Annotated in this window: 24 protein-coding genes; 11 read left to right on the forward strand and 13 right to left on the reverse strand. The window is 61.1% G+C overall.

Going from position 1 to position 24,204, the window contains the following annotated elements; all coding sequences use genetic code 11:
* Positions 1-686 (reverse strand): TVP38/TMEM64 family protein (locus tag Q7S58_RS09550; protein WP_304824108.1); only part of this gene is annotated, 686 nt, incomplete at its 3' end.
* A 127-nt stretch (positions 687-813) separates the two neighbouring features.
* Here Q7S58_RS09550 and Q7S58_RS09555 point away from each other — a divergent pair.
* A complete protein-coding gene (locus Q7S58_RS09555) occupies positions 814-1,596 on the forward strand; it encodes an SDR family NAD(P)-dependent oxidoreductase (protein ID WP_304824112.1) in 783 nt (260 codons plus the stop codon).
* A 37-nt stretch (positions 1,597-1,633) separates the two neighbouring features.
* Here the strand turns inward: Q7S58_RS09555 and rapZ are convergent, their stop codons facing one another.
* The 9 genes from rapZ to kdsB form a co-directional block, all read right to left on the reverse strand.
* Entirely contained in the window at positions 1,634-2,509 is an 876-nt protein-coding gene (gene rapZ / locus Q7S58_RS09560) for an RNase adapter RapZ (protein ID WP_370655493.1), read from the reverse strand.
* Positions 2,510-2,564: 55 nt separating this feature from the next.
* The gene (locus tag Q7S58_RS09565; RefSeq protein WP_304824120.1) at positions 2,565-3,026 is read right to left on the reverse strand and encodes a PTS sugar transporter subunit IIA; all 462 of its coding nucleotides are present in this window, start codon (positions 3,024-3,026) and stop codon (positions 2,565-2,567) included.
* Between the two features lie 117 nt (positions 3,027-3,143).
* The gene (hpf, locus tag Q7S58_RS09570) at positions 3,144-3,566 is read right to left on the reverse strand and encodes a ribosome hibernation-promoting factor, HPF/YfiA family (RefSeq protein WP_304824123.1); all 423 of its coding nucleotides are present in this window, start codon (positions 3,564-3,566) and stop codon (positions 3,144-3,146) included.
* Positions 3,567-3,581: 15 nt separating this feature from the next.
* Entirely contained in the window at positions 3,582-5,144 is a 1,563-nt protein-coding gene (rpoN, locus tag Q7S58_RS09575; RefSeq protein WP_304824126.1) for an RNA polymerase factor sigma-54, read from the reverse strand.
* Positions 5,145-5,150: 6 nt separating this feature from the next.
* Positions 5,151-6,839, reverse strand: a complete 1,689-nt coding sequence (locus Q7S58_RS09580) for an LptA/OstA family protein (protein WP_304824129.1) — start codon at positions 6,837-6,839, stop codon at positions 5,151-5,153.
* Positions 6,823-7,422, reverse strand: a complete 600-nt coding sequence (gene lptC, locus Q7S58_RS09585; RefSeq protein ID WP_304824132.1) for an LPS export ABC transporter periplasmic protein LptC — start codon at positions 7,420-7,422, stop codon at positions 6,823-6,825. The genes Q7S58_RS09580 and lptC overlap by 17 nt, the downstream gene beginning before the upstream one ends.
* A gap of 195 nt (positions 7,423-7,617) precedes the next feature.
* Positions 7,618-8,445: a 3-deoxy-8-phosphooctulonate synthase gene (gene kdsA / locus Q7S58_RS09590; protein ID WP_370655494.1), complete on the reverse strand. Its 828-nt coding sequence runs from the start codon at positions 8,443-8,445 to the stop codon at positions 7,618-7,620.
* Between the two features lie 2 nt (positions 8,446-8,447).
* Positions 8,448-10,103, reverse strand: coding sequence for a CTP synthase (locus tag Q7S58_RS09595; RefSeq protein ID WP_304824138.1), 1,656 nt, complete (start codon positions 10,101-10,103; stop codon positions 8,448-8,450).
* Positions 10,104-10,123: 20 nt separating this feature from the next.
* On the reverse strand, positions 10,124-10,891 hold the full coding sequence (kdsB, locus tag Q7S58_RS09600) for a 3-deoxy-manno-octulosonate cytidylyltransferase (RefSeq protein ID WP_304824141.1): 768 nt from the start codon (positions 10,889-10,891) through the stop codon (positions 10,124-10,126).
* A gap of 551 nt (positions 10,892-11,442) precedes the next feature.
* Here kdsB and Q7S58_RS09605 point away from each other — a divergent pair.
* The 4 genes from Q7S58_RS09605 (at position 11,443) to Q7S58_RS09620 (ending at position 14,506) form a co-directional block, all read left to right on the forward strand.
* Positions 11,443-11,973, forward strand: a complete 531-nt coding sequence (locus tag Q7S58_RS09605) for a Fur family transcriptional regulator (protein ID WP_304824145.1) — start codon at positions 11,443-11,445, stop codon at positions 11,971-11,973.
* Between the two features lie 26 nt (positions 11,974-11,999).
* Positions 12,000-12,416, forward strand: coding sequence for a rubrerythrin family protein (locus Q7S58_RS09610; protein WP_304824148.1), 417 nt, complete (start codon positions 12,000-12,002; stop codon positions 12,414-12,416).
* A 153-nt stretch (positions 12,417-12,569) separates the two neighbouring features.
* A complete protein-coding gene (locus Q7S58_RS09615; RefSeq protein ID WP_304824151.1) occupies positions 12,570-13,922 on the forward strand; it encodes a heterodisulfide reductase-related iron-sulfur binding cluster in 1,353 nt (450 codons plus the stop codon).
* Positions 13,919-14,506: a DUF3501 family protein gene (locus Q7S58_RS09620; RefSeq protein ID WP_304824155.1), complete on the forward strand. Its 588-nt coding sequence runs from the start codon at positions 13,919-13,921 to the stop codon at positions 14,504-14,506. Before Q7S58_RS09615 ends, Q7S58_RS09620 begins: the two co-directional genes overlap by 4 nt.
* Before the next feature lie 104 nt (positions 14,507-14,610).
* Here the strand turns inward: Q7S58_RS09620 and Q7S58_RS09625 are convergent, their stop codons facing one another.
* Positions 14,611-15,738, reverse strand: a complete 1,128-nt coding sequence (locus tag Q7S58_RS09625) for a hypothetical protein (RefSeq protein ID WP_304824159.1) — start codon at positions 15,736-15,738, stop codon at positions 14,611-14,613.
* A gap of 844 nt (positions 15,739-16,582) precedes the next feature.
* Here Q7S58_RS09625 and Q7S58_RS09630 point away from each other — a divergent pair.
* The 3 genes from Q7S58_RS09630 (at position 16,583) to gmd (ending at position 20,113) form a co-directional block, all read left to right on the forward strand.
* Positions 16,583-18,352, forward strand: a complete 1,770-nt coding sequence (locus Q7S58_RS09630) for a hypothetical protein (RefSeq protein WP_304824162.1) — start codon at positions 16,583-16,585, stop codon at positions 18,350-18,352.
* 163 nt (positions 18,353-18,515) lie between these two features.
* Positions 18,516-19,025 (forward strand): transcription termination/antitermination protein NusG, encoded by a 510-nt coding sequence (locus tag Q7S58_RS09635; RefSeq protein ID WP_304824165.1) that lies wholly within the window; start codon positions 18,516-18,518, stop codon positions 19,023-19,025.
* Between the two features lie 59 nt (positions 19,026-19,084).
* Positions 19,085-20,113, forward strand: coding sequence for a GDP-mannose 4,6-dehydratase (gmd, locus tag Q7S58_RS09640; RefSeq protein ID WP_304824171.1), 1,029 nt, complete (start codon positions 19,085-19,087; stop codon positions 20,111-20,113).
* Between the two features lie 28 nt (positions 20,114-20,141).
* On the opposite strand, the gene Q7S58_RS09645 is transcribed toward gmd, so the two are convergent.
* Positions 20,142-21,482: an amidohydrolase family protein gene (locus tag Q7S58_RS09645; protein WP_304824175.1), complete on the reverse strand. Its 1,341-nt coding sequence runs from the start codon at positions 21,480-21,482 to the stop codon at positions 20,142-20,144.
* Positions 21,483-21,504: 22 nt separating this feature from the next.
* On the reverse strand, positions 21,505-22,029 hold the full coding sequence (locus Q7S58_RS09650; RefSeq protein WP_304824178.1) for a CDP-alcohol phosphatidyltransferase family protein: 525 nt from the start codon (positions 22,027-22,029) through the stop codon (positions 21,505-21,507).
* A gap of 69 nt (positions 22,030-22,098) precedes the next feature.
* On the opposite strand from Q7S58_RS09650, the gene Q7S58_RS09655 reads away from it, so the two are divergent.
* The 3 genes from Q7S58_RS09655 (at position 22,099) to Q7S58_RS09665 (ending at position 24,197) form a co-directional block, all read left to right on the forward strand.
* Positions 22,099-23,073 (forward strand): hypothetical protein, encoded by a 975-nt coding sequence (locus Q7S58_RS09655; protein WP_304824180.1) that lies wholly within the window; start codon positions 22,099-22,101, stop codon positions 23,071-23,073.
* A gap of 132 nt (positions 23,074-23,205) precedes the next feature.
* Positions 23,206-23,775 carry a TetR/AcrR family transcriptional regulator gene (locus Q7S58_RS09660; protein ID WP_304824321.1) on the forward strand — a complete coding sequence of 190 codons (570 nt, stop codon included), beginning with the start codon at positions 23,206-23,208 and terminating at the stop codon, positions 23,773-23,775.
* On the forward strand, positions 23,766-24,197 hold the full coding sequence (locus Q7S58_RS09665; protein ID WP_304824183.1) for an efflux RND transporter periplasmic adaptor subunit: 432 nt from the start codon (positions 23,766-23,768) through the stop codon (positions 24,195-24,197). The genes Q7S58_RS09660 and Q7S58_RS09665 overlap by 10 nt, the downstream gene beginning before the upstream one ends.
* Positions 24,198-24,204: the final 7 nt, after the last annotated feature.

A 24,204-nucleotide genomic window follows, 5' to 3' on the forward strand; every position in this document is an offset into this window, starting at 1 on the left:
TTCGACCAGCGCCGATAAAGTTCGCCGCATCCCACCGACGTTCCGATCAGCAGCACCGCCAGCACGAACTTCGCCGACAGCGGATGCCACAGTGCGTCGCCCAGAAACGCGAACAGGATCGTCCCCGGGATCATCCCGATCACGCTCGCCCAAAAATAATCGCGAAACGCAATCGGCGACGCGCCAGCCAGCAGATTCAGCGCGTTGTACGGTATTACCGGCACAACTCGCAGATAGAAAATGATCTGAAAGCCGTGCCGCGCGATCTTTTGCATCATCGTCTGGAAACGTTCGCCGACAATTCCCTGTACAAACGACTTGCCGAGAAAGCGGCCCGCGCCGAACGCCACCAACGCTCCGATGTCCGCACCGATCAGCGAATATATCGCCCCCCAAAATGTGCCGAATGCCAGCCCGCCTGCGATCGTCATCACCGCGCCGGGAATCAGAAACGACGGCCCGACCGCGTACAGCAGCACAAATATCGCCGGCCCCCACACGCCCCACGCCAGCACCTCGACCTTGACCATCTTCGGGTCGCGGAACCATTCCGAATGCGCGAGCAAGAGCCAGATCGAGCCGCCGACCAGGACCACGATGATCGCGATCTTCAGAAAATTGGTGAGTCTCGATCCGCGGCCGGTGGTCTTCCCCGCGGCGCTTCCAAATGGTTTGACGGCGGCCATGAAAATCGCCTTATGATATTTGTCGGTCGCGGAGTGAAACAAGGTTCCAGCCTCGTTATCACCGGCCGCCAATGATACTACGTCGCTACCATCTGATCCCGCAGCGCGGAAAGGAAGAGATTCATCCATGAACGAACTCGCGGATAAAGTCGCGATCATCACCGGCGGTGGCTACGGAATCGGCAAACAGATTGCCCTGCTCTACGGCGACGCCGGCGCCAAAATCGTAATCGCGGCGCGCTCGCTCGAGCCGATGAAGCAAGCGTGCGCCGAACTCGAACGCAATGGCGCGAAAGCGATTTACGTCGCCACCGACGTCTCCAAGGAAGCCGACTGCGCAAAGATGGCCGCCGAAACGCTCAGCGCCTTCGGCCGCATCGACATCCTCGTGAACAACGCTGGAATCTCCGGACCCACCAAGCGCATCACCGAGATGTCGCTCGCCGAATGGCAGGAAACCATCGACATCGACCTGACCGGCGCCTGGCTCGCCACTCGCGCCGTGCTGCCCACGATGGACAAGCAGCGCTCAGGCAACATCCTGAATATTTCGTCGGGTGCCGGCCGCCGCGGATATCCGATGCGCTCGCCGTACGCCGCCGCCAAGTGGGCAATGATCGGCCTCACCCAGACGGTCGCCGGCGAATGGGGCCAGCGCGGCATCCGATGCAACTGTATCTGCCCCGGCGCGATCGAAGGCGATCGCATCGAGCGTGTGATGCGCGCGCGCGCCGAAGCCCTGAAGCAACCGTACGAGCAGATTCGAGCGGGATTTCTGTCGACCGCCGCAATGAACCGCATGGCGACCGAGGAAGAAGTCGCGCGCGTCGCGCTCGCCGTCGTTTCGGATGCCTATCGCGGAGTGACTGGCCAGACGATCAACGTCGATTGCGGCAGCATCATGAATTGATCGCCTACCGGTGACCTCGCGAGCCGCTCGCGACGATTCAATGCGCGATGTCGTGATCGCGGACCGAGCCCTCGAAGCCCGCCGCTCTCAGCCGCTCGATCAACTCGCGCGCCAGCACTGGCGATCTATGCCTTCCGCCGGTGCATCCGAGCCCGATCGTCAGGTAGCTTTTGCCCTCGCGTTGATACAGCGGGATCAGAAACGCGAGCAGGTCGCTGACTTCGTCCACGAAGCGGCGCGCCTCCGGCTGTTCAAGCACATATTCGCGCACCCGCGGGTCGAGTCCCGTCAGCGGCTTCAACTCGGGCACAAAAAACGGATTCGGAATGAACCGCACGTCGAGCACCAAGTCCATCCCGACCGGCAAGCCATACTTGTAGCCGAACGAAATTATCGACAGCACCATCCGCGATCCCGTGCCCGACCCGAGCACCGCCGCCGTGACGACTTCGCGCAGTTCATGCACCGTCAGCGCAGTCGTGTCGATCAGCCGATTCGCCCGCTCGCGGATTTCGGCGAGCGCGAGCCGTTCAATCCGGATACTCTCCGCGACGGTGGCGCCCGTCTGGGCCATCGGATGCGGCCGGCGAGTCTCCGAGTAGCGCCGCGTGAGCACGTCGTCAGCCGCGTCGAGGAAAATGACTTCGGGCCGAATCCCGCTCGCTTCGAGCTCGGCAAAGATCCGCGGCCAATGCGGAAAGAAGAGGCGCTCCCGCGCGTCGATTCCGAGCGCCACCCCCTTCAGCGCCGGATCGCTGCCCGCCGCCAGCTCGAGCACGTTGGGCGCCAGCGCCACCGGCAGATTATCGACGCAGTAGAAGCCCAAATCTTCGAGCACGCGCATCGCGGACAAGCGCCCGGAGCCGGAAACGCCGGTTACGATTATCAGCCGGGGGGTTGCGGGCACGCTCATGAGATCGTGATTTTCGCTGCGCGGAGCAGCAACTCTGGCGACGCCCTCGATGCGGTTAGAACTTGCCGTCTTCTTCCTTGATCAATCCAAAAATCTCGGCGTCGTCGGTCGCCGCGATCAACCGATCGCGAAAGCCGCCGTCCTTCAGCAATCGCGATACGTGCGCGAGCGCCTTCAGATGCAGGCTGGCGGAATCCTCCGGCGCGACCAGCACGAAAAACAGATGCGTCGCGCCGCCGTCGAGCGAATCGAAATCGACGCCCTCGCGATGCCGCCCGAACGCGCCGATGATCTTCTTCACCCCGCGCAACTTGCCGTGCGGAATCGCGATCCCGTCGCCGATCGCCGTCGATCCCAGCCGCTCCCGTTCGGCCAGCACTGCGGTCAATTCGCCGATCGGTATCTCCTTGTATTTCGCCGCCAGCGCCTGCGCGAGTTCGTTCAAAACGTCGGGCTTGGTGGTGCCCTTCAAGTCCGCCACCACCATGTCCGGGCTTAAGATTTCAGTAATTTTCATTTCGATGTCCCGGTCAATTGAAGATCAGGTGCGGATGCCAAGGCAATCGCAGTCGGCCGCCGGCGACCAAATCGATCGACGGCGACATCGCTCGATTTCGCCTCGGCCGCCGCGATTTCAGCTCTCTTCGCTGGCAGCCAGGACCTCGCCGGTCGATGGCGCCCTGACCTTTTTCGCCGTGAATTTCTCCAGATGCTTTGTCAGTTGGCGGCCAACCTTGTCCGCCAGCAGATCGATCACTGAATAAAGATCCTTGGTCTCTTCCGCCGCCGTCACCGACAGCCGCCCCGACTTCACCGTAACTTCGCCGTGATGCCGATACTTGTCAACCGACAGTATCAGATGAACCTCGCAGGCCCGCTTGATCAGCTTGCCCGCGTGCGCGAATTTCCGCTCCGCGTATTGCCGGATCGCGTCGGTCGGCTCGACGTGCCGAAACGTCACCGCCACCTTGCAATCTTCCGCCGCGCCGAGGCGCGCCTTGCGGCGTATTTTGCGTGTGGCTGCGCGGGCGCTTTTTCCCTTGCTGCCGTCTTTCATGGTCGTCGCCTCTTTTCATCCGACCTGTTTTCGATTCGCCGACGGCAGGATTCCCATCGCCTGCCGATACTTCGCCACCGTGCGCCGCGCGATATTGATCTGCCGCGCTTTCAGCATCTCCGCGATCGCCTGATCCGACAGCGGACTGTTAGGCCGCTCGCCACCGACTAATACCCGAATGTGCTCCTTGACCGTCTCGGCGCTGACGTCCTCGCCACCCGCCCCTTTCACGCCCGAAGTAAAGAAAAACTTGAGCTCGTAAATTCCCTGCGGCGTATGCGCGTACTTGTTCGCCGTCGCACGGCTGATCGTCGACTCGTGCATCCCGATATCTTCCGCCACGTCCTTCAGCACCAGCGGCCGCAGCACGCTGATACCATGATCGAAGAACGCCCGCTGGAACTTCACGATCGAGGTCGCAACTTTGAAGATCGTCTGCTGGCGCTGGTAGATCGATTTCACCAGCCATCGCGCCGAGCGCAGCCGCTCCTGCAGATATTCGCGCGTCTCCGCCGCCACGTCCACGTCGTTGAGCACGCGCTGATAGTACCCCGCGAGGCGCAAGCGCGGCACCGCGTCGCGATTGAGCGTCACGACGTACTCCTCGCCCACCTTGTGGATGTACACGTCCGGCACCACGTAGGTCGGCTGTTCGCCGCCGTAGTCGCGGCCCGGCTTGGGCTCCAGTTCCGAAATAATCTTGGCCGCCTGCCCGACCGTTTCGATCGTGACGCCCAGCACCTTGGCGATCTCGCCGTAGCGATGCTTCTCCAGCAGATCGAGATGGTTCTTCACGATTCGCGCCGCCAGCGATTCTTCCATCCCGAGATTCTGCAACTGCGCGATCAGGCATTCGCGCAGATCGCGCGCCGCCACCCCCGGCGGATCGAATCGCTGCACGGCCTTCAGCACCGGCTCGACTTCCGCCGGCTCGACCTCGAGCTGCGCCGCCAACTCTTCGAGCGGCGTTTCGAGATAACCGTCGTCGTTCAGATTGTAGATGATCGTCGCACCGATTCGCTGATCGGCCTCGGGCAGGCTCGACATCCTGAGCTGCCACATCACGTGGTCTTCGAGCGAGCTCCGCCGAATCGGCGTGTTCTCGAGCGCGCTGCGATGATCATCGTCGGGATCCGACGGCGCGCTCTCCTGCCAGTTGTTCGAATACGTTTCGAGATATTCGCGCCAATCGAGCTTCTCGAGGTTGTTCAGCTCCTTGATCTCGAGTGCCGCGTCGCGCGCCTCGACCTCGACCGCCGGCGTGGTGATTTTCTCCTCGCGCGCGCCGGTTTCCCAGTCGTCATCCGAATCGGCGACCGTGCTGCCATCGGTCTCGGGCGGCAGTGGCTCGCCGTTGCTCTCGGCCATCTCGCGGTCCGGCTCGGATTCACCCGCGGCTTCGGCGGGACTTTGGTCGAGTGGCTCGAGCATCGGATTTTGCTCGAGTTCGGTCTGCACTATCGATTCCAGCTCCGGCAGCGAAAGCTGCAGGATCTTGATCGCCTGCTGCAACTGCGGCGTCATCACCAGTTGCTGGCGAAGCCGCAAGTCCTGTCCGAGTTTTATTTCCAACGCCATCGCTGATTACTGATCGCCCGGCGCGCTCTTGGTCGCCGAATTATCCGCCTCGTCGCCCTGATGCGGAAAGATTACCGCGTGCGCGCCCTCGACGACACTTCTGCCCGTGTCCATATACACGGTGATCTTCGAGCCCGTGATCTGATCGTTGCCGTCGTGCACCACCGGGCTGCCAGTCAGCACCATCGTATGCTTGGTCTGATCCATCACCCCGTGATCGCCGGTGGCCCATCGCGTGCCCTGGCTCATCCTTACGTTGCCCTCGGCCACGATGTCCTTCATTTGTTTGAAATCTTTGTCGAGGTAGTTCACGTGCAGCTTGTCGGCCGTGAGCTGCGCGTTGGCCTGGTTGGCGTGCACGTGCCCGGTCCACACAATCGCATGATTCTCGTAGTCGAGTGACATCGACTCAGACTTGATATCGATCGGGCTCTTGCTATTGCCAAATTGAAGGCCCGCGAATGCGCCGTCGGTCGGCGGATTCGACGCAACCTTGGTGTTGCCGTCGGCGTCTGATTTCGATTTCTTGTTTTTCTTCGATGCTGCCTTCACGGGCTCCGCCGATGCCGTCTCCGGCGCGCTGGCCGGCTGTTCCGATGCGGACACAGCCGGCGCCTCGGTCGCGGGCGACGCGAACGTCACCGGCGGCGCGATCGACGCTGCCGTGATCGGCGCATTCGCGGAATCCGATCCCGCGGATGCCGACGCGGGCGCGGCGGGTGCGTTGGCTCGCGCGACATCAGCCGCTGTGATCGGCGTGAAATCTTTCGGCGCCGGCGCACGCGGCGCTTCCGATTCGCTCGCCGCTGCGGGCATAGGCGCGGCGCTTGGAGCACTCGCCACGACTGGTGGCGCAGGTTCGCTTGCGGCGATCGGCGCGCTTGCCGATGGAGCACTCGCAACTGGCGCACTCGCCATTGGCGGCGCGGCTTCGATTGTCGCCGGCGGCAAACTCGCTACCGATGGACTCGCGGCCGGAGCGCTCTCCGCTGGTTGCATCGGCATCGCCGTGCTCGACGCCGCGATCGGCGCCTCCGGCGTCGATGTCACAGCCGTCGAAGCGGTGGGAGTCGTCGCATCCGTAGATGATGCCGCAGTCGTTGGCGACGGCGGAGGCGTCTCCGGCTGCGGCGCTAGACTCACGTCGGGTGGCGGCGCGCCCGGCACGAGCACCGGTGCGCTCGCGACCGGCGGCGGTGCCGAGGATGGCGCCGTCTCGGCGCTTGTCGATGGTATCGGCGCAGTTTCGGCGCTCGCCGATGGCATCGCAGCCGGTGAAGTTGCCGGCTCGATTGGTTCCGCTGCCGCCGCGCCACTCGACGGCGCTGCCTCGGCCGGCACATTCGCGGTATCGATCGGCGTCGAATTTGCCGAGTTCGCCGAACTCGGCACGCCGCCCGTCACCGTGATCGAGTCGCCGGAAAAATCGTCGTCGGTCTTGACCTTCGATCCTGTGGGCGGCGGGCTCGTCGTCTGCTCATTGCGGATCGTACTGCCGATCGTCCCGGGAGTGAGCCCCGCCGAAAACGACGGCGCCGATACCCCCGGCGTGATCGGCGTATTCACACCGTCCTGCGCCCTCGCGGGCGGCGCCAGCGCGATCGCGAACGCCGCCATCGCAATCAATCGCGGAGCGCGCATCCGCTCTCTCGATCCGGCCGCGCGCGCGATCCGCTTATCAACCTGCTTTGGCATGTTCACGGTCGCTCTTAGGAATAAACTGCGTATTCACCTGATCGCGGAGCTGGAACACGCGGGCCCTCGGATGCCCCGTGAGTCCCATCCCGGTTACCTTCATTCCGTCTCCGATCACCGTCACCAATCCAGCCGCCTGGACTTCATCCTCATCTGGTTTAAAGGTGGCAGAGTCGGTGGTGAGAACAAAATCGCCGTAGCGAATCGTCGTCCCGCCGCTCAGCGTCGCAAGGTTCACGTGATTGCCGTCGAGACTCATCACCGCCAGCGGCGCGGTTGCCGCGACCGATTTGCCATCAGTCGAAGTCATCTCGACTTTTGCGTCCTTCAGCGTGAGCGAACGCCGATCGTTCGAGTAGCTCGCTTCGGCCGCGGTCAACACCCACTGGCGGTCGCCGGCTTTCATCTGCGTCCAGTGAAAATTGTGCGCGTGCAGCAGCGCGCCCGGCACTACGTCGGCGACCGTCTGCAATACCCGCGCGTCGCTGCGATGGCGCACGACCCATACGGTGACCGCGATCAATGCCGCCACCGCGACCAGGCCGAATCCCGCCAGCGCTTTCGCAACCCGCCTGGGACTCAAATGATCTCTCCTGATAGCTCACCGTAACAACTGAATTTTTTCATGTAAACCAGGCTCCCGGCAACGCCGCTCCTCATCCCGAAACGAGCGTCACCGGATACCGGCCGTCCCGCACCCCGCCAGTTCGCTTAAAACTATACGCTTTTGCCGATGACCGCGCTTCGCCGCCGGCGCGATCGGTGTGCCGCGCCTGACCTAGCGTACTTCGCGCGTGATTTCGTGGATTCGCTTGAGCGTTTCGAGCAGCGCCGGCAACTCGTCGAGCCGATAAGAATTGGGACCGTCGCTGAGCGCCCGATCGGGATCCTCGTGCACTTCCATGAACACGCCGTCGATTCCCGCCGCGGTCGCCGCGCGCGCGAGCGGTGCGATGAACTCGCGCTGCCCGCCCGATCGATTCCCGCCCGCGCCAGCGCCCGGCAACTGCACCGAATGCGTCGCGTCGAACACCACCGGATATCCAAAGCCGCGCATGATCGCGAGCGAGCGCATGTCCGACACCAGGTTGTTGTAGCCGAATGAAAATCCGCGCTCAGTGAGGATGATTCGCCGCGTGCCCGCGCTCTCCGCCTTCGCCACCACCGCCTTCATGTCCCACGGCGCGAGAAACTGCCCCTTCTTGATATTCACCGCGCATCCGGTCTTCGCCGCCGCGTCGATCAGATCGGTCTGGCGCGAGAGCAGAGCCGGTATCTGGATAATGTCCACGACCTGCGCGGCGCTCACGGCCTGCTCGGGCTCGTGGATGTCGGTCAACACGGCGACTCCCGCCTCGCGCTTCACCCGCGCGAGAATCTCGAGTCCGTCTTCGAGCCCCGGACCGCGATACGATTCGTGACTGGTGCGATTCGCCTTGTCGAATGACGATTTGAATACGAACGGCAGGCCGGCGCGATGCGTGATCTCCGCGAGCCGCATCGCATGCCGAACGCTCGCTTCGTAGCTCTCGATCACGCACGGTCCCGCGATTATCACCAGCTCCGGCCCGCCGAAGACCGCGTTGCCGGCCTGGACTCTGGTCACGCTCACGAGACCGATCTCAATTCCCGCACTTTCGGATTTTTTATCGCCAATTCAGAACGCCGCTGCAGCGCCGCCCGAATCAAGCCGCGAAACAGCGGATGACAATCCAGCGGACGCGACTTCAACTCCGGATGGAACTGGCATCCGAGGAACCACGGATGCCCCTTCAACTCCATGATCTCGACCAGCGTGTCATCCGGCGAAACGCCCGTCGCGACGAGCCCGATATTCGCGAGCTGATCGCGATAGGCGTTGTTCACCTCATATCGATGCCGATGCCGCTCTGAGATGCGCGACTTGCGATAGAGCGATGCCGTCAGCGAGCCCGGCTTGACTACGCAAGGATAAGCGCCGAGCCGCATCGTGCCACCGAGCTTCGATACTTCCTTTTGCGACTCCATGATGTCGATGACTTTGTCGGGCGAGGCCGGGGCATTCTCCGACGTGTTGGCGCGCTTCAGCCCCAGCAGATTGCGCGACGCCTCGATCACCATCATGTGCAAGCCGTAGCAGATACCCAGGATCGGCACCGCATTCTCGCGCGCATACCGGATTGCTCGAATCATCCCCTCAGTTCCGCGCTCGCCGAAGCCGCCCGGCACGATAATCGCGTGCGCCTGCGCCAGCCGCTCCTCGACGTTCTGCTTTGCCAGCTCCTCGGAATCGACGTAGTCGATCGCCACCTTCGCTTCGTTGGCGATTCCGCCGTGCGCGATCGCCTCGTGCAGGCTCTTGTACGAATCGACCAGGTTCACGTACTTGCCGACCACCGCGACGTTCACCGTATGCTTCGGGTCGAGCGCCGTCTTGACGATTCGCCGCCACTTCGCGAGGTTCGGCGCGCCAGTCCAGATGTTGAGCTTCTCGCACACGCGCTGATCGAAGCCCTCGTCATGATAGCGCAGCGGCACCTCGTAAATAGTCGGAACATCGGCCCCCGAGATCACGCAGCTCTCCTCGACGTTGCAGAAGTGCGCGATCTTGGCTTTGAGCGGTTTCTCGAGTGGCCGATCGCAGCGGCAGAGCAGGATGTCCGGCTGAATCCCGAGTCCCGTCAGTTCCTTGACGCTATGCTGCGTCGGCTTGGTTTTCAGTTCGCCCGCAGTCGGGATGAACGGCACTAAAGTGAGATGTACGTACAGCACGTTCTCGCGCCCGAGATCCCACCTGAATTCGCGGATCGCTTCCAGAAACGGCAGGCTCTCGATATCGCCGACCGTGCCGCCGATCTCGACGATGATCAGGTCCGCTCCTTCCGCCGCCGCCAGGATGCGCCGTTTGATCTCGTCGGTGATATGCGGAATGACCTGCACCGTCGCGCCCAGATAATCGCCGCGTCGTTCATTCTGAATCACGGTGTCGTAAATTTGCCCGGTGGTGAAGTTATTGCGCTTGCTCATCCGGGTCTCGACGAAGCGCTCATAGTGCCCGAGATCGAGGTCGGTCTCGGCGCCGTCGTCGGTGACGAAGACTTCGCCGTGCTGAAGGGGACTCATCGTGCCCGGATCCACATTGATGTACGGGTCCATTTTCAGCATCGTGACCTTGAGCCCGCGCGCCTCGAGCAACGCGCCCAGCGACGCCGCCGCGAGGCCCTTGCCCAGCGAGGAAACGACGCCGCCAGTTACGAATATGAACTTGGTTTTCGCCCGCTCCATCCTTGATTCCCTCCCCCGCATCAACGCATTGATCCTTCCGCCGCCGCGCGCGCGCGCACGAGATCGTCCATCGTATCGACTTCGAGCGAAGGCGCGACCGAAGCCACGACTCTAATCCGGTATCCATGCTCGAGCGCGCGCAGTTGCTCGAGCTTCTCGATTCTTTCGAGCACGCCCGGCCGCAGGCTCGCAAATTCGAGCAGAAAGTCGCGGCGGTACGCGTACACCCCGATATGCCTGAGCGCCTCGCGCGGCATCCCGCCGTCGCGCGCGAACGGAATCGGCGCCCGCGAAAAGTACAGCGCGTCGCCGTCGAAGCCGCATACGACTTTCACCACGTTGGGATTGTTCCACTCGCGGCCATCGACGATCGGCGTCGCCAGCGTCGCCATCGCGATCGACGCGTCGGCGCGCATCGGCGCCGCCAGCGCGTCGAGATCCTCCGGCGCGATAAACGGCAAGTCGCCCTGCACGTTCAGATATACATCGGCGCGAATCCGCTCCGCCACTTCCGCGATTCGATCGGTGCCGCTCTGATGGGTCGTCGCCGTCATGATCGCGGTCCCGCCCGCCGCGCGCACCGGCGCCGCGATTCGCTCGTCATCGGTCGCCACCACCACGCGGAGAAGCGATTTCGCTTTCGACGCCTGCCGCCACACCCGCACCACCATCGGCACGCCGGCGATCTCCGCGAGCGCTTTGGCGGGCAGACGCGACGATCCGTAACGCGCCGGCACGACGGCTATCACAGAAACATCGGCCAGAGTTTTTCTCCGTCGCGGAGCCATTGCTCGCGCGGGCAGCTTGCGTCAGAGATTTTCGATTTGAGGGGCACATTCATAGGTAGCCGACCGCCGCACCCTTTGTCAATTTCACCCGCCGAAAGAACGCAACTCTTTCTTTGTCGCAGCGCTTTCTTTGCCTCGCCCGCTTCTTTGCGGGAGAGGTCGCGGCGGCGCGCGTCAGCCGCGAAGCCGACTTCGGGCCGAAGGGCCGAATCGCTCTACGATAGAGACGCGGGTGAGGGTGCAGTCGGCTCATGAACAAGACCCAGAAAGCAAATCCGGGATTCTTCGCTTGCACTCAGAGTTTATAAATTGTTCAAAATCGCAAAAAAGTCTGCCCGAAATTGCTCGATTACTTTCGCCATTTCGACGCGTTTCCCCAAAAAATTCACAAACTCTCAGGATGACGGAGGGCTTGGCTGGTGTCCCCAAAAATGGCGGCCGCCAATTCTTAGTCTGCGTAATCTGTGAAATCTGCGGTTATCGCTTTTCTTTTCGTTCTTCTTACCCATTGACAGCAGCGATAATCAGATGATAATTACTATCACTTAGTAATGGAACTAACGCTGGTTAATGAGCGACGACGCCCGGCCTACGCCGCGCATCGCCTCGCCGAGTTCGCCGCACGATGCCGCGCGGGCGGCCTCGCCGTGACCCCGCAGCGCCTCGCGATTATCAAAGTGCTGCTCGATTCGAGCGAGCATCCCCGCGCCGACGCGGTCTGCGCCGCCGTCCGCAAGCAGCATCCCCACATCTCGCTCGCCACCGTTCATCGCACGCTCGAAACGCTCTGCGAGATCGGCGAGGCGCGCAAGGTGACGATGCTGCACGACAGCGCGCGCTACGACGGCAACTTGACGCCGCATCATCACGTCGTATGCATCAAATGCCGCCGCATCCGCGATATCGAGATTCCCGAGCTCGATCGAATCCTTGCCGGACGCGGTGAGCTGGGCGAGTTCACCGTGATCGGTTCGTCACTCGAGATTCACGCGCTCTGCGAACGATGCGGAGCACAAAGCGCGAAGCGCGCGAAAGCCCGTATCGCTGCTCACGGCCAGCGCATCAAACGATCGCACAATTGAACAATCCTCGGAGGGAGAATAAGAAAATGCCAGGTCTAAAAGGAACCAAAACCCATCAGAATCTCAAGGATGCGTTTGCCGGCGAAAGCCAGGCCAATCGCCGCTACCTCTATTTCGCCAAGATCGCCGACATCGAAGGCCAGCCGGAAATCGCGGGCCTCTTCCGCGACACCGCCGAAGGCGAAACCGGCCACGCTCACGGTCATCTCGACTATCTGAAGCAGGTCGGCGACCCCGCCACCGATTTGCCGATCGGTGACTCGTCACTCAACCTGAAGTCGGCCGTTCATGGCGAGACACACGAGTACACCGATATGTATCCCGGGATGGCGAAATCGGCGCGCGACGAAGGCTTTCCGGAAATCGCGGATTGGTTCGAAACGCTCGCCAAGGCCGAAAAGTCCCACGCCGGACGTTTCGCCAAGGCCGCGACCACGCTCTAAATTTCAGTCTGAAACGACGCCGTCCCGGACATCCCATGATGCCCGGGGCGGTGCTCTTGTCGCGCCGAGTTCGCTGCGATCTTTTAGAATTTCCCGGCTTGCGCGCGGCCCTGACTCCGTGTCGCTCCAATTTCATCCGGCCAGGTTTATCCGATGAGTGATCGTATCCAAGCCAAGCCTAGCGACGGGCTTTCCTACAACATGACGGAGCCCAGGTATTGGGATCGCGCCGGCCTCAATAAGGAAATCGAGCGCGTCTTCGACATCTGCCACGGATGCCGCCTCTGCTTCAATTTGTGTCCCTCGTTCCCCGCACTGTTCGACGCCACCGATCGCAACAATGGCGACGTTCGCGGCCTGACCGCCGCCGAAACCCATCGCGTGATCGAGCTGTGCTACGGATGCAAGCTCTGCGAAATCAAATGCCCGTACACGCCGCGCGACGGCCACGAGTTCCAGCTTGATTTCCCGCGCCTGATGCTCCGCGCGAAGGCGGTCGGCGCGAAGGAAAACGGCGTCGCGATGCGCGAAAAACTGCTCGGTAATCCCGACCTCGTCGGCAAGCTCGGCTCGATGACGCCCGGCCTCGCCAACTGGGGATGCCATCGGAAATTCCAGCGCGTGATAATGGAAAAGATGATCGGGATTCATCGCGATAAAATTCTTCCCGACTTCGCAAAAGAGACTTTCGAGAAATGGCTCGCGCGCACCGGGCTCCCGCCGGCGCCTGCCGAACCAGCCGCCAAGGTCGCACTGTTCCCGACCTGTTTCGTGAATTACTACAACCCCGGCCCGGGCAAAGCGGCGGTCGAAGTCTTCGCAAAAAACCGATGCGCGATCAAATGCCCCAAGCAGAACTGCTGCGGGATGCCCGCGCTCGACGGCGGCGACACCGACTTTGCGCGCAAGGAAGCGCGCGCCAACGTCGATTCGATGCTCCCGCTGGTGCGCGCCGGCTACAAAATCGCCGCCATCAATCCGACCTGCTCGCTCATGATGCGCAAGGAATATCTCAACCTGCTGCCCGGCGACGACGTCAAGGAGTTTGCCGCTGCCGTCGTCGATCCCGGCGAACTGCTGTATCAAATCCGGCGCGCCGGCAAGTTCAACATTGATTTTCAATCGACGCCGGTGAGCGTCGCCTATCACGTGCCGTGTCATTTGAAAGCGCAGGGAATCGGCCTTCGCTCGCGCGACCTGATGCGCCAGATTCCCGGCGTTCAGATCGCCACCGTCGATGCATGCTCGGCGCACGACGGCTCGTGGGCGATGAAGAAAGAATTCTTCGAGCTATCGATGAAGTGGGGAAAAAAAGCGTTCTCCGGGATGCGCGATGCCGATGCGCGCGTGATGGCCAGCGATTGTCCGCTCGCCGCGGTTCAAATCGAGCAAGCCACCGGCGCCCGTCCGATCAATCCGCTCGAGGTGCTCGCGCGCGCCTATCGCGCCGACGGATTCCCCGACCCCGTGCCGCCAAAACCATCGACCGAGGCAACTGAAGCATGAAACCGATCAAGTTCGACCAGGTTCTCGCGCTCGCCGATTACGAACGCGTGCGCGACATTTTGCGTCCGCTGCTGATTCACGCCAAGGAACGGCGCCGGCTCCACGTCGGTACCCACCTGACTCTTTTGTTCGAAAATAATCAGACCGTCTGGTACCAGATCCAGGAGATGATCCGCACCGAAAAAATGTCCACGCGCGAGGCGATTCAGCACGAAATCGACACCTACAACGAAATCCTGCCCGGCGCCGGCGAACTGGTCGCCACGATGCTGATCGAGTATCCCGAAGCGCGCGAGCGCGACTCCGCGTTGCGGCGCCTGGTCGGCCTCGAGCGGCACCTGTGGCTGTTCGTCGCGGGCAACAGAATCCCGGTGAAGTTCGACGATCGCCAAATCTCGGAAGATCGCTTGAGCGCCGTCCAGTTCGTGCGCTTTTCGTTAAATGGTCTCGATTCGGCGCGGATGCTCGAATTGGCCGCCAATGGCGAAATTGCGATCGAAGCCGATCATCCTGCGATGGCGGTGCGCGGCGCGATCAGTCCGGCTATCGCGGCGGCGCTGGCCGAGGATTTACGCCAATCGTGATGCGCTAGATTACTCACCTCGCTACTCTCAAAAACACGAACGCCGAACCCGGTTGCCCGGATTCGGCGTTCTCGATTGCTCTTTCGCTTTAGACCGCTGCGCGGCTACGGATGCGGCACCGCAAGACCGGTCGGCAGGTTCATATTGGTGTGCTTGCCGCGCACGATTACATTGGGCCGTATGTTTCCGCCCAAATCCAGTTCCCCTGCGTCATCGTCGAACATGACGAAGTTGTTGGCTTCGTTGTTCGCCACGTACAGGTCATCGCCGACAAAATCGATACCCATCGGACTGTTGAACTTGGTTCGCTTTCCGCTGATAACCCCGAGCAGCTTTCCGCCAAATGTGGTCGCGTCGAAGATCTTGACCGAGTTGTCGCCGAGATCGGTGACGTAAATCTCGGTTCCAGCGGCGCCGACCGCCACAAATGCGGGCGCGATCGCGCCCGCGATGATGTTATCAGGAAATGCATCGCCGCTGGCGCCTGCGGCATACGAAGTGATGAATCCGCCGAAGCTGTTAGCTGCCCACAGTTTGCCACTCGGTTCGGACGCCAGCCCGGTTGGTCCGAGCAGGAAGGTGGCGCATCCGCCAATCGTCGCATTGCGAGTGCCACCGTTGACCGGCGAATTGTTGAGCGGAGTCACGTCTCCGTTCGAGCCTGCAGCGAACTCACTGATCACTCCCAAGCTGAATCCGACGACCGCTGGGTCGCAGATCCCGGTCGGAGGAGGACCGCCACCCGGATCGACAACCGCACCCAGCGTGCTCGCGACTGCTATGTCGTTGCCCGGCAAGAATGCCACCCCGGCGGGATTTTCAAGGCCCGTCGTGGGGCCGCCAATTCTCGCCGACGGTGCCGAATTTCCTGTCGCGCCAGAACCGAACACCAGCACGTTGCCACCCAGTTGATTCGCGATCGCGATCGTCTGTGCATCGGGGGTGATCGCGACTCCGGAGGGGCTCGCCAGCCCGGTCTGATTGCCTTTTACTTCGTGCGTCGCCTTGGTGTTCTTCCTGGCGCCGGCAGCAAACACTTCGTAACTGCTGCCCAGGATCGCTCCGTTATTGCCAAGAACAACGGTGTCTTCTGTGCATGAATCGTCTTTGTCGCACTTGGCCGCATAGCTGTTACTCGCTGTCACCGCCAGGAATGCCGCGGAGAACACCACCGCCGCAACCGAGAGCGGACGTACGATCTCAGCGATCCTTAGCGCGGCTCTGTGCGCCAATGAGATCCCAACTCTTACCTGCGTCATCATCTGCATCCTTCCGTGCGTCATTGTGTCTAACCCCCGCCGAGTCGATCGGTGTCCCACCTGCTGGCCAAATCGGTCTAGAAAACCAACGCGGACCCTGTTCCTCCCCCAGCCTCGGCCGCGAATCGAGACTGGCAGCGTTCCGGAAATTACTCCGGATAAGCGCTCGGTGGTCGTACCTACACTGATCGGATGACAAATTCAAGTGCGTCGTAATCTGCCGTTAACCTGCCTCCCGTAGCGCGCCAAACCCGATTGTTTGAGGCTGCCGCTCTTGCAACAAAAAGGGGACGGCCGATTGCGCAGCCGTTGTCCCGACCAAATCCACTGCTGACTAATTGGGGCGCTGCCGCCGCTTTGAGCATCGCCGCCCAGGTGAGATGCCGCCCGTCAATTTCGATTGTGAGAATTGCAGCGGCCCGAAGCGTTCGGCGCCCGGGCCGCGACGGGGCGCTGGCGTCGCGCCGCTCATGTGTCTCGCGTGATGGCGCTTCAGCCCGTCAAATCCGATCGTTCGCAACGCAGGCCCGCTGCCATGTTGCGGGCGTGTGACGATTATGTGTCAGCGCAGTTGGGCCGTCTTGACAAGATGCACCGTGGAATGGTACCTAAGCGCCGTTCGTAGGTTCCTGACGAGCGATCGGGAAAAGAGCGTCCCGATTGCGTGGCGTTTAGAGGATTCGACGAAACCACGAGGGGCTCCAACGGCTTGGGGGTGCTTATGCAGAACGGGAATATGGGTTTTGGCGGTACGCGGTGGCGGAGTCTTCTGGTGGTCACCGTGGCAACGATCGCCACGCTGTGGTCGTCAGCGGCCATGGCAACGATCACACAGGGCGACTTTTCGATTTTCGGTTTTTTCGAAAGCCGCGAGGCAGGCAGATTCGGCGAAGGCGGCTCCCGTAATAACGGCACGCCGACCACGTACTCGCATCCGCTGCCGACCTTGACCACGATCGCGACGCCGGGCACGGCGGCGACTGAGTCGGGCGGTACCTTCGAATTCAATCGGTGGGATCTGGTTGAAATGCGCCAGCTCGCCGACATCCGGCCGGACTATCATTTTGTAAAGAACTACAAACTGCTCGGCCGCTTCGACACATATATCTTGAAGGATGCGGATTTCTTCGCGTTCTATCGGCCGTGGTACGACGCCTTCGGCACGTTGAAGAACAAGGGTGCCTGCCAACCGAATCGCGATTGCATTAACTACAGTCACCAGGACTTGCAGCAGCAGTATTTCCGCAACGATCTGCACGAATACTACGGGCAGTTGAACTTTACCGATAACTTCTCGGTTCGAATCGGTAAACAGCAAGTCATCTGGTCGGAAGCGGACGCGCTGTCAGGAACGGAAGTCACCAACACTGTCGACTCAACCTATCATTGGATTCACTTCGAGTCGGCGGAAAATCTTCGCAAGAATGTCCGGATGATAAAACTAAACTACATCCTGCCGGACTATTTCAGGACCGCTAACAACGAACTCGAAGCCTTCATTATCCCCGGCGATTACCAGGGCAACGGCTTCAAAGTTCAGACCGGTGATCCGCGTAACCCGTGGATTTTCCCCTCAGCAACGCAACTCGGCGCCTTCAACCAGAACGGCCAGGCCTTCCGCGAAGTTACTTTCAGGGACCAAGGGCAGAAGCCGATGATCAACATCGGCGGTATCTTCGCCGATTTCGCGGTGCGCAATAACACCAAGCCGCCGACCAACTCGCTCCAGAACAGCGAATTCGGTATTCGTTACTCGAGTCTGCTGCCAATCGGTAATGGTCTTCAGGCGAGCTTCATCTATCTTTACGAAGCCCGCGACTCGCGTCTCGGGCTCTGCACGGCTTGCTCCGCGCTCGATGCGGCCTTTGGTACTTCAAAAATCATGGGTTCCGGCGGCGCGGCGTCGAACTGGACGCATATCGCTCCCGGACAGTTCCTCAACAACGGCAACTTCATCTATGGCAAGCCGCGTCCGGGCGTGCCGAAGGCCGGCACCTTCCTGGTCATGATTGATCAGGACATCCGGCGCAATCATTTCTTCGGCTTGACCGGCACCTACTACGACAAAGATCTGACCGACGTCGTTTACCGATACGACATTCTCTATGAGCCGACTTTCGGTGGCGCGTGCGTCGGATGCTCCGTCAGCGGATCGGACTGGACCACACGTACCCGGTGGATCCTCGCCGGCGACCGTCCGACCTACATCCCGTGGCTGTCGAAGCAGCATACCTTCCTCGTCGCGCAGAACGTCGTGACCTGGTTCCCGAATCGCCCGAGCAATTCGATTCCCTACTTTGGCAATTCCGCGGGTAAACTGCGCGAGTTCAGTGATTTCGCTATCCTGGCGGCGGTCAACTGGATGATGAACGGTCAATTGGTCACGACCAACTCGGTCGCGTGGGATATCGACGACAACACCGGCGGACTCAGCTCCACCAACGTCTATCGCTATTCGCGCAACATCCTGTTCGGCGTGAACGCCCAGATGTATATCGGCCGCAGCGGACGCAATACCGACCCGTTCGTAGAAAGCCGCGCACAGCGTATTCAGGAACTCGAATTTACGCTGACTTACGAGATCTGATCTGATTTGCTGACTGACAAGGCGGCTGCGGCTCGATACCGCAGCCGCCTTTCTTTTCGCCTCTGTTTCTTCTATTTTTTAAGCTGCTATGGTGGCAGGAGGTGTCGGCTGCGTTCGTCGTTTGTACGACCGCGCCTCCCAGTCACGAAACGGGGTGCGCGCGATGGACCAAAGTTCGCATTGGTATTTGATTCGGACCAAAACCGGCAAGGAGCGGTGGGTTCGCGATCAACTCGGCAAGCTGGTGCCCGAGGTATTTCTCCCGCTGCTGAAAGCCAAGGCGCGGCGCTGGGGACGCCTGGCTGATTCGATCGGTCCGCTCTTCCCCGGCTATCTCTTCGCGCGGTTCGATTTGCAGCAAAGTTACTTCGACGTCAAATATATGTCGGGCGTTCACGGTATCGTCTCCGCCGGCTCCGATCCTCTCGCGGTGCCGGTCTCGATCATCACGGAGATTCGCCGCTGGGGTGTTAATGACATCGTCGAGATCGTCGAGAAGCCGTTCGACACCGGCGAAAAAGTGGTCGTCGTCGAAGGCCCGTTTCGCGGTTTCGAAGCGATCTTCCAGCACTACTTTTCAGGCGCCGAGCGCGTCGCGATTTTGCTTAGCGCCGTCGAAGCCAGCGGCCTCAGAGTCGTGCTATCAGCCTCGGCGGTCGCCAAAAACAGCTAGCGTGATGCGAGTCTTCAACGCGATGCAAACATCTTTCGGCTCCCGCGCGCCGAACGCGCATGATTGATCCAGCGATGCAGAAAGTTGCCCTGATTACCGGCGTCACTGGACAAGACGGTTCCTATCTTGCCGAGATGCTCCTGCAGAAGGGCTATCAGGTGCATGGTATGGTGCGCCGGACCTCGAGCTTCGCGACCGGCCGCATCGATCATCTGCGCGAAGGATTCGCTAACTCGAAGGGACTGCAACTTCATTACGGCGATCTCGGCGACGGCACCGGCATGCGCCGGATTATCGAGTTGGTGAAGCCCGACGAAGTGTACAATCTGGCGGCGCAATCGCACGTCCGAATTTCATTCGACCAGCCCGAATACACCGCCGACGTTGTCGGCCTGGGCGCGCTTCGATTGCTCGAGGCGCTGCGCGATCACAACGCTCGCCGCGGGCGTTCCGCGCGCCTCTATCAGGCCGGCTCGTCGGAGATGTTCGGCAAGGTCGCCGAAGTTCCGCAGCGCGAAACCACCGCCTTTCATCCGCGCAGTCCCTATGCGTGTGCCAAAGTTTACGCGCACTATCAGACGATCAACTATCGCGAGGCCTATGGTCTCTTCGCCTGCAACGGAATTCTGTTCAACCACGAATCCCCGCGCCGTGGCGAGAATTTCGTGACGCGCAAAATCACCCGCAGCGCGACGCGAATCAAGCTGGGGATGCAGCAGAAGCTCGCGCTCGGCAACCTCGAGGCCCGCCGCGATTGGGGCTTTGCCGGCGACTACGTCGAAGCGATGTGGCTGATGCTGCAGCAGGACCACGCCGACGATTACGTCGTCGCGACCGGCGAAACTCATTCGGTGCGCGAGTTTCTCGAGGTCGTGTTCGACCGGCTTAAACTCAAGGTCGAAGACCATCTGGTGCTCGATCAACGGTTCCTGCGGCCCACGGAAGTCGATCTTTTGATCGGCGATTCGTCCAGGACCAGGCGGCTGCTGAACTGGGAACCGAAGGTGAAATTCGAGCGGCTCGCCGAGATGATGGTCGAAGCGGACCTGGAACTCGCCGAGCGCGAACTACGCCAAGAGACCCAGTAGCGCGCACGACAGATGCCAGGACTTGCCGCTAGCGCAACTTGTAGAGTGCGATCGCATTCTGGCGCAGAACCATCCGTGCAAGTTCGCTCGCGCGAGTTCGAGTAATTTCGCCGTCGTCGACCATGCCGGTGAGCGCGAGCGCCAAAGCCTGGCGCGCGCTGCGAGTGGCGAGCCATCCGCTCTCCTCCCATCCTACCTCCGGCCCGAATACGAAAGCGTCGGTTCCAAACAGGACCTTATCGGGCGTCGATTCGAGCCAGCTCCGAATCACCGCGCTCAAAGCTCCTGGATATGTCAGATAGGTCTGAAACGAGAAATCGGCATAAACGTTCGGTTTCGACATCAATGCCCCAGCTTCGGCGGTGAATGGCCATCCGCCGTGAATCATCACGAAGGTGGTGTTCCGCAGCGACGGATCGTTGAAGACAGATTCCAGCAGCAGCGGATTGGCGCCCGCGATTTTGAAATAACTGCCTACGCCGGCTGCGACATGAATATGGACGGGCATCCCGAGGCGTCCGCACTCGCGCGCGATGTAACGGAAGATGAAATCCTGCAGTGCCTTGTAGTCTTGCGCAGTCGGTTCGCCGCCGCTTGAGTATCGCGCGTAGATGCCCTCCGCCTCGCTCTTCGAGGGATTGCCGAAATCGAGCGACCGCAGGTACGCCGCCTCGAACTTGATCGCGAGCGCACCTTCGTTCTTCTGCGCCACGAGCGTGGTGGAAACGACCTGGTCGAGATAGCCTTGCAGAGTTGGTGGCGGCCGCTCGAGTTTGGATGTCGAAAGATAGCGCTTCAGCAGCACCTCTTCGCTGGCATAGAAAGCGTTCAGATCGGGATTCTCGTTGCGCATCGAGGTGTTGTCGAGTGGAAACATCAGAGCGTCGTCGAACGCGACCCATCGAAAGCGCGGCCTGACCAGCCCGGGACCCATCGCCACGCGATTCGCCAGCATCGTCTCGATGCCCAGTTGATCGAGCACCCAGGTGGGGTAGCCATCGCCATGCTGGCGCATCGCGCGGCGTTTGAGTTCCGGCAACTCGGCAAGGTGGGTCCGGCTTTGATCGGCAAATGGATATCCGTACAAGGCGCGCCACGCCGCGATGAACTCCGGATTGTCGGCACGAATTCTTGGCGATAGCGGAAACGCCGGCATCGGCAGGATGTCGAGCGCGTCCTCTTCGTTGTCGCGCTGATCGGTCTCAGTCGTAACGCGCAGCGGATGCGCGTGATTGTCGATCGCCTTGATTCGATCGATTTCAGCCGCCAGCGCTGGATCGGGTTTATCCTGGGCGATTGCGCGCGAAACTATCTGAAGGATCGCGCCAGCCAGCAAAATCAGTGCGAAAAACCATTTCTTCGATTTCATATTCCCTCGCGTCTCGCACAGATCAGGAACGATAGAAGAGCCAGGCACGTTCAACGATCGCGGCGATATAGAAAATCGCTACGAGCGGCGACATCGCGCGGACCGCGGCGGCGATCATCGCGCGCGGCGGCGAAAATGCCAGCGCGATCACGATCGCGTAGTTCACGATTCCGCCCCAATGCCCCAGCCGGCTCTTGATCGGACCGGCCGACGCTCTCGCGATCACGATCGAATCGAGCGCGTACTGGCTGAACGAAATCGCAATCAGGATTGGAATGTAGCGCTCGATTGCGCCCGCGACCGCCTCGCACCACAGCGCCGCGAGGATGAAGGTGACGTCGGCGACGCCGTCGAGCCATCGCCCGCGATCGCTCGCGACGCCGAGGCGCCGTGCGATGCGCCCGTCGATGAAATCGCTGCCCGCCGCGACGATCGCGATGATCACGTACGCAGCGCGGCCGGTATGTCCATTCGCCGCAAGCTCGACCCATATCGCCGCCAGCGCGAATCTAAGCGCGCTCAGTCCGTTGGGAATCTGCGAGCGCATCGCGAAGTTTGCGATTCTTCGATCAGCCGTTTCGTTCGCGGCGGCGGTCTGGTCTAGTATCGTGCTCTTATGGCGGGCAAAAACGTGTCCACGATCCAGGTCGTCAGCCACGGGCCGTCATGCCTCGACGGGGTGATGGCAGCCGCTGCCGTCGCTCGCTTTTACGAAGGCCATAAAGTGTACGCGACGCTGGCCGGCAACAGCGACGCCGACCGCGTGATCCAGGCACTTGATATCAAGTCCGACGACGGCGGCGAGATCTGGATCACCGACTTGTCCTGGAACTCAACCGCGAGCGCGGATCGGCTGGCCGAGCTTTCTGCCCGCGGTGCACGTGTTTTCTGGATCGATCATCATCGAACCGCAGTCTCGCGCGCCGATGCGCCCGAGTTCAAGGTGCCGTTCGCAGGCAAGGTGCTCGACGAGGAGTATTCGGCCGCGCGGCTGACCTTCAACTATTTGAGAAGCCGGGCGGGCGAACTTTCCGACGAGCGCCGCGCCGCTTTCGAGGCCTTCGAGCCATTCGTGTTGATAGCCGACGACCACGATCGATGGATTCATCGAATCCCGGAGTCGCCCGATTGGGCGCTGGCGGTGCAGACGCTCGGCGGAATCACTTCGTATCGCGAGATCCTGAAGCTGCAGGAGCCCACGATGAGCCGCAAGCTGCGCTCCGCGTTCGAGTCGGGCGAGGATGCGATGCGCCGCAGCCTCGAACTCGCCAACGCGACGCTGGTCGATCGCAAGCTCGACAATGGAATCACGCTGCGTACCGCATGCTGCTTCGGCTACAGCAGCGAAGTCGCGTCGCATTTGTACAAGGGGCAGCATCAGATGGTCGTCGCGCTGTTTGATCTGCGGAGCCAGGGGGTGAGCCTCCGGCGCAGCGCCGATTCCGACGTCGATCTGTCGGTACTGGCGCAGACTTACGGCGGGGGCGGACACGTGGCCGCGTCGGGCTTCGCGATCCCCGATTTGAGGCGGCTTCCGGCTGAGCGACTGGCGGAGATTTTGAGCGAACAGCTCGAAAAATCAGGCAGTTAGGCCTCTCAGAATTATTTAAAGTATCCCTTGCCTCATTTTCGTCGAGGACTTAGACTGACTGTACGTTCAGTTGACTGAACGACCAGTCGGCTGACCAAAGAAGAAGTAATCAAGGAATACCGCCTGCGGGAGATTCTCGCAGCGGCGCGGCGCGTGATGGGCCGTTACGCGATGCAGGGCACCACTATCGACCGCGTTGCGGAAGAAGCCGGTGTCGCCAAGGGCACGATTTATCTCTACTTCAACAGCAAGGACGACTTGGTCCATGCCGCGGTGCTCGAGGGTCTCAGGGAGATCATGGAGGAGACGGTTCGCTCCGACGATCCGGCAAAGCCGCCGATCGAGCGAATTCGCGATCTGATTCTTAGTCAATATCGAATCGAGGCGTCTAACCAGGACTTTCTAAAAACGCTGATCATCGGGAACTCGCTCGATGTCGAGGTTGAGTCAGCCTCTGGACGGGAATTCATGCGTGTTTACGCTGAGTTTCTTAACTTCAGCGCGTCGATTTTTCAAGCTGCAATCGACCACGGCGCGATTCGGCCGATCGATCCGCAGTTCGCGGCCTTCATGCTCGGCGAAATGATCACCGGGTCGCTGCGCCGCCGCCTGCTGAAACTGGCATCAAGTCCGCTCGAAGCCGATGCTGATGCGGTGGTCGAGCTATTTCTCAAAGGTATCCAAGTTATTCCATGCGCCTGAAACGCACTCCTCTTCAGCTTCTTGCAACGCTCGCGCTGGTAGTCGGCGGATTTTCGCTCGCGGGATGTCATTCGCCGGCCGCCGCCGACGTCGAAAAGGACAAGATGCCGCGCGCGATCACGATTTCGGTCGCCGCGGCTCATCCACAAGATCTTGATCGCACCGCCGAAGTCCAGGGAGCGCTCTTTCCGCGCGAACGCGCGGTGCTGTCGTCGGAAGTCGAAGGTCCGGTCGTCACCGTCTCTGCCGACTTCGGCGACATGGTGAACGCGGGACAAGTGATGCTCAAGATCAACCCGCGCGAGTACCAACTCAGAGTTGAAACTGCGCAAGCCGCGCTCAACCAGACGCAGGCGAAGCTCGCCAACTCGAAGGGACGCTACGATCGCGCGCAACGATTGAAGGCCGAGGGCACCATCTAGAACGAGC

This window comes from Candidatus Binatus sp., from assembly GCF_030646925.1.
GTDB lineage: Bacteria > Desulfobacterota > Binatia > Binatales > Binataceae > Binatus.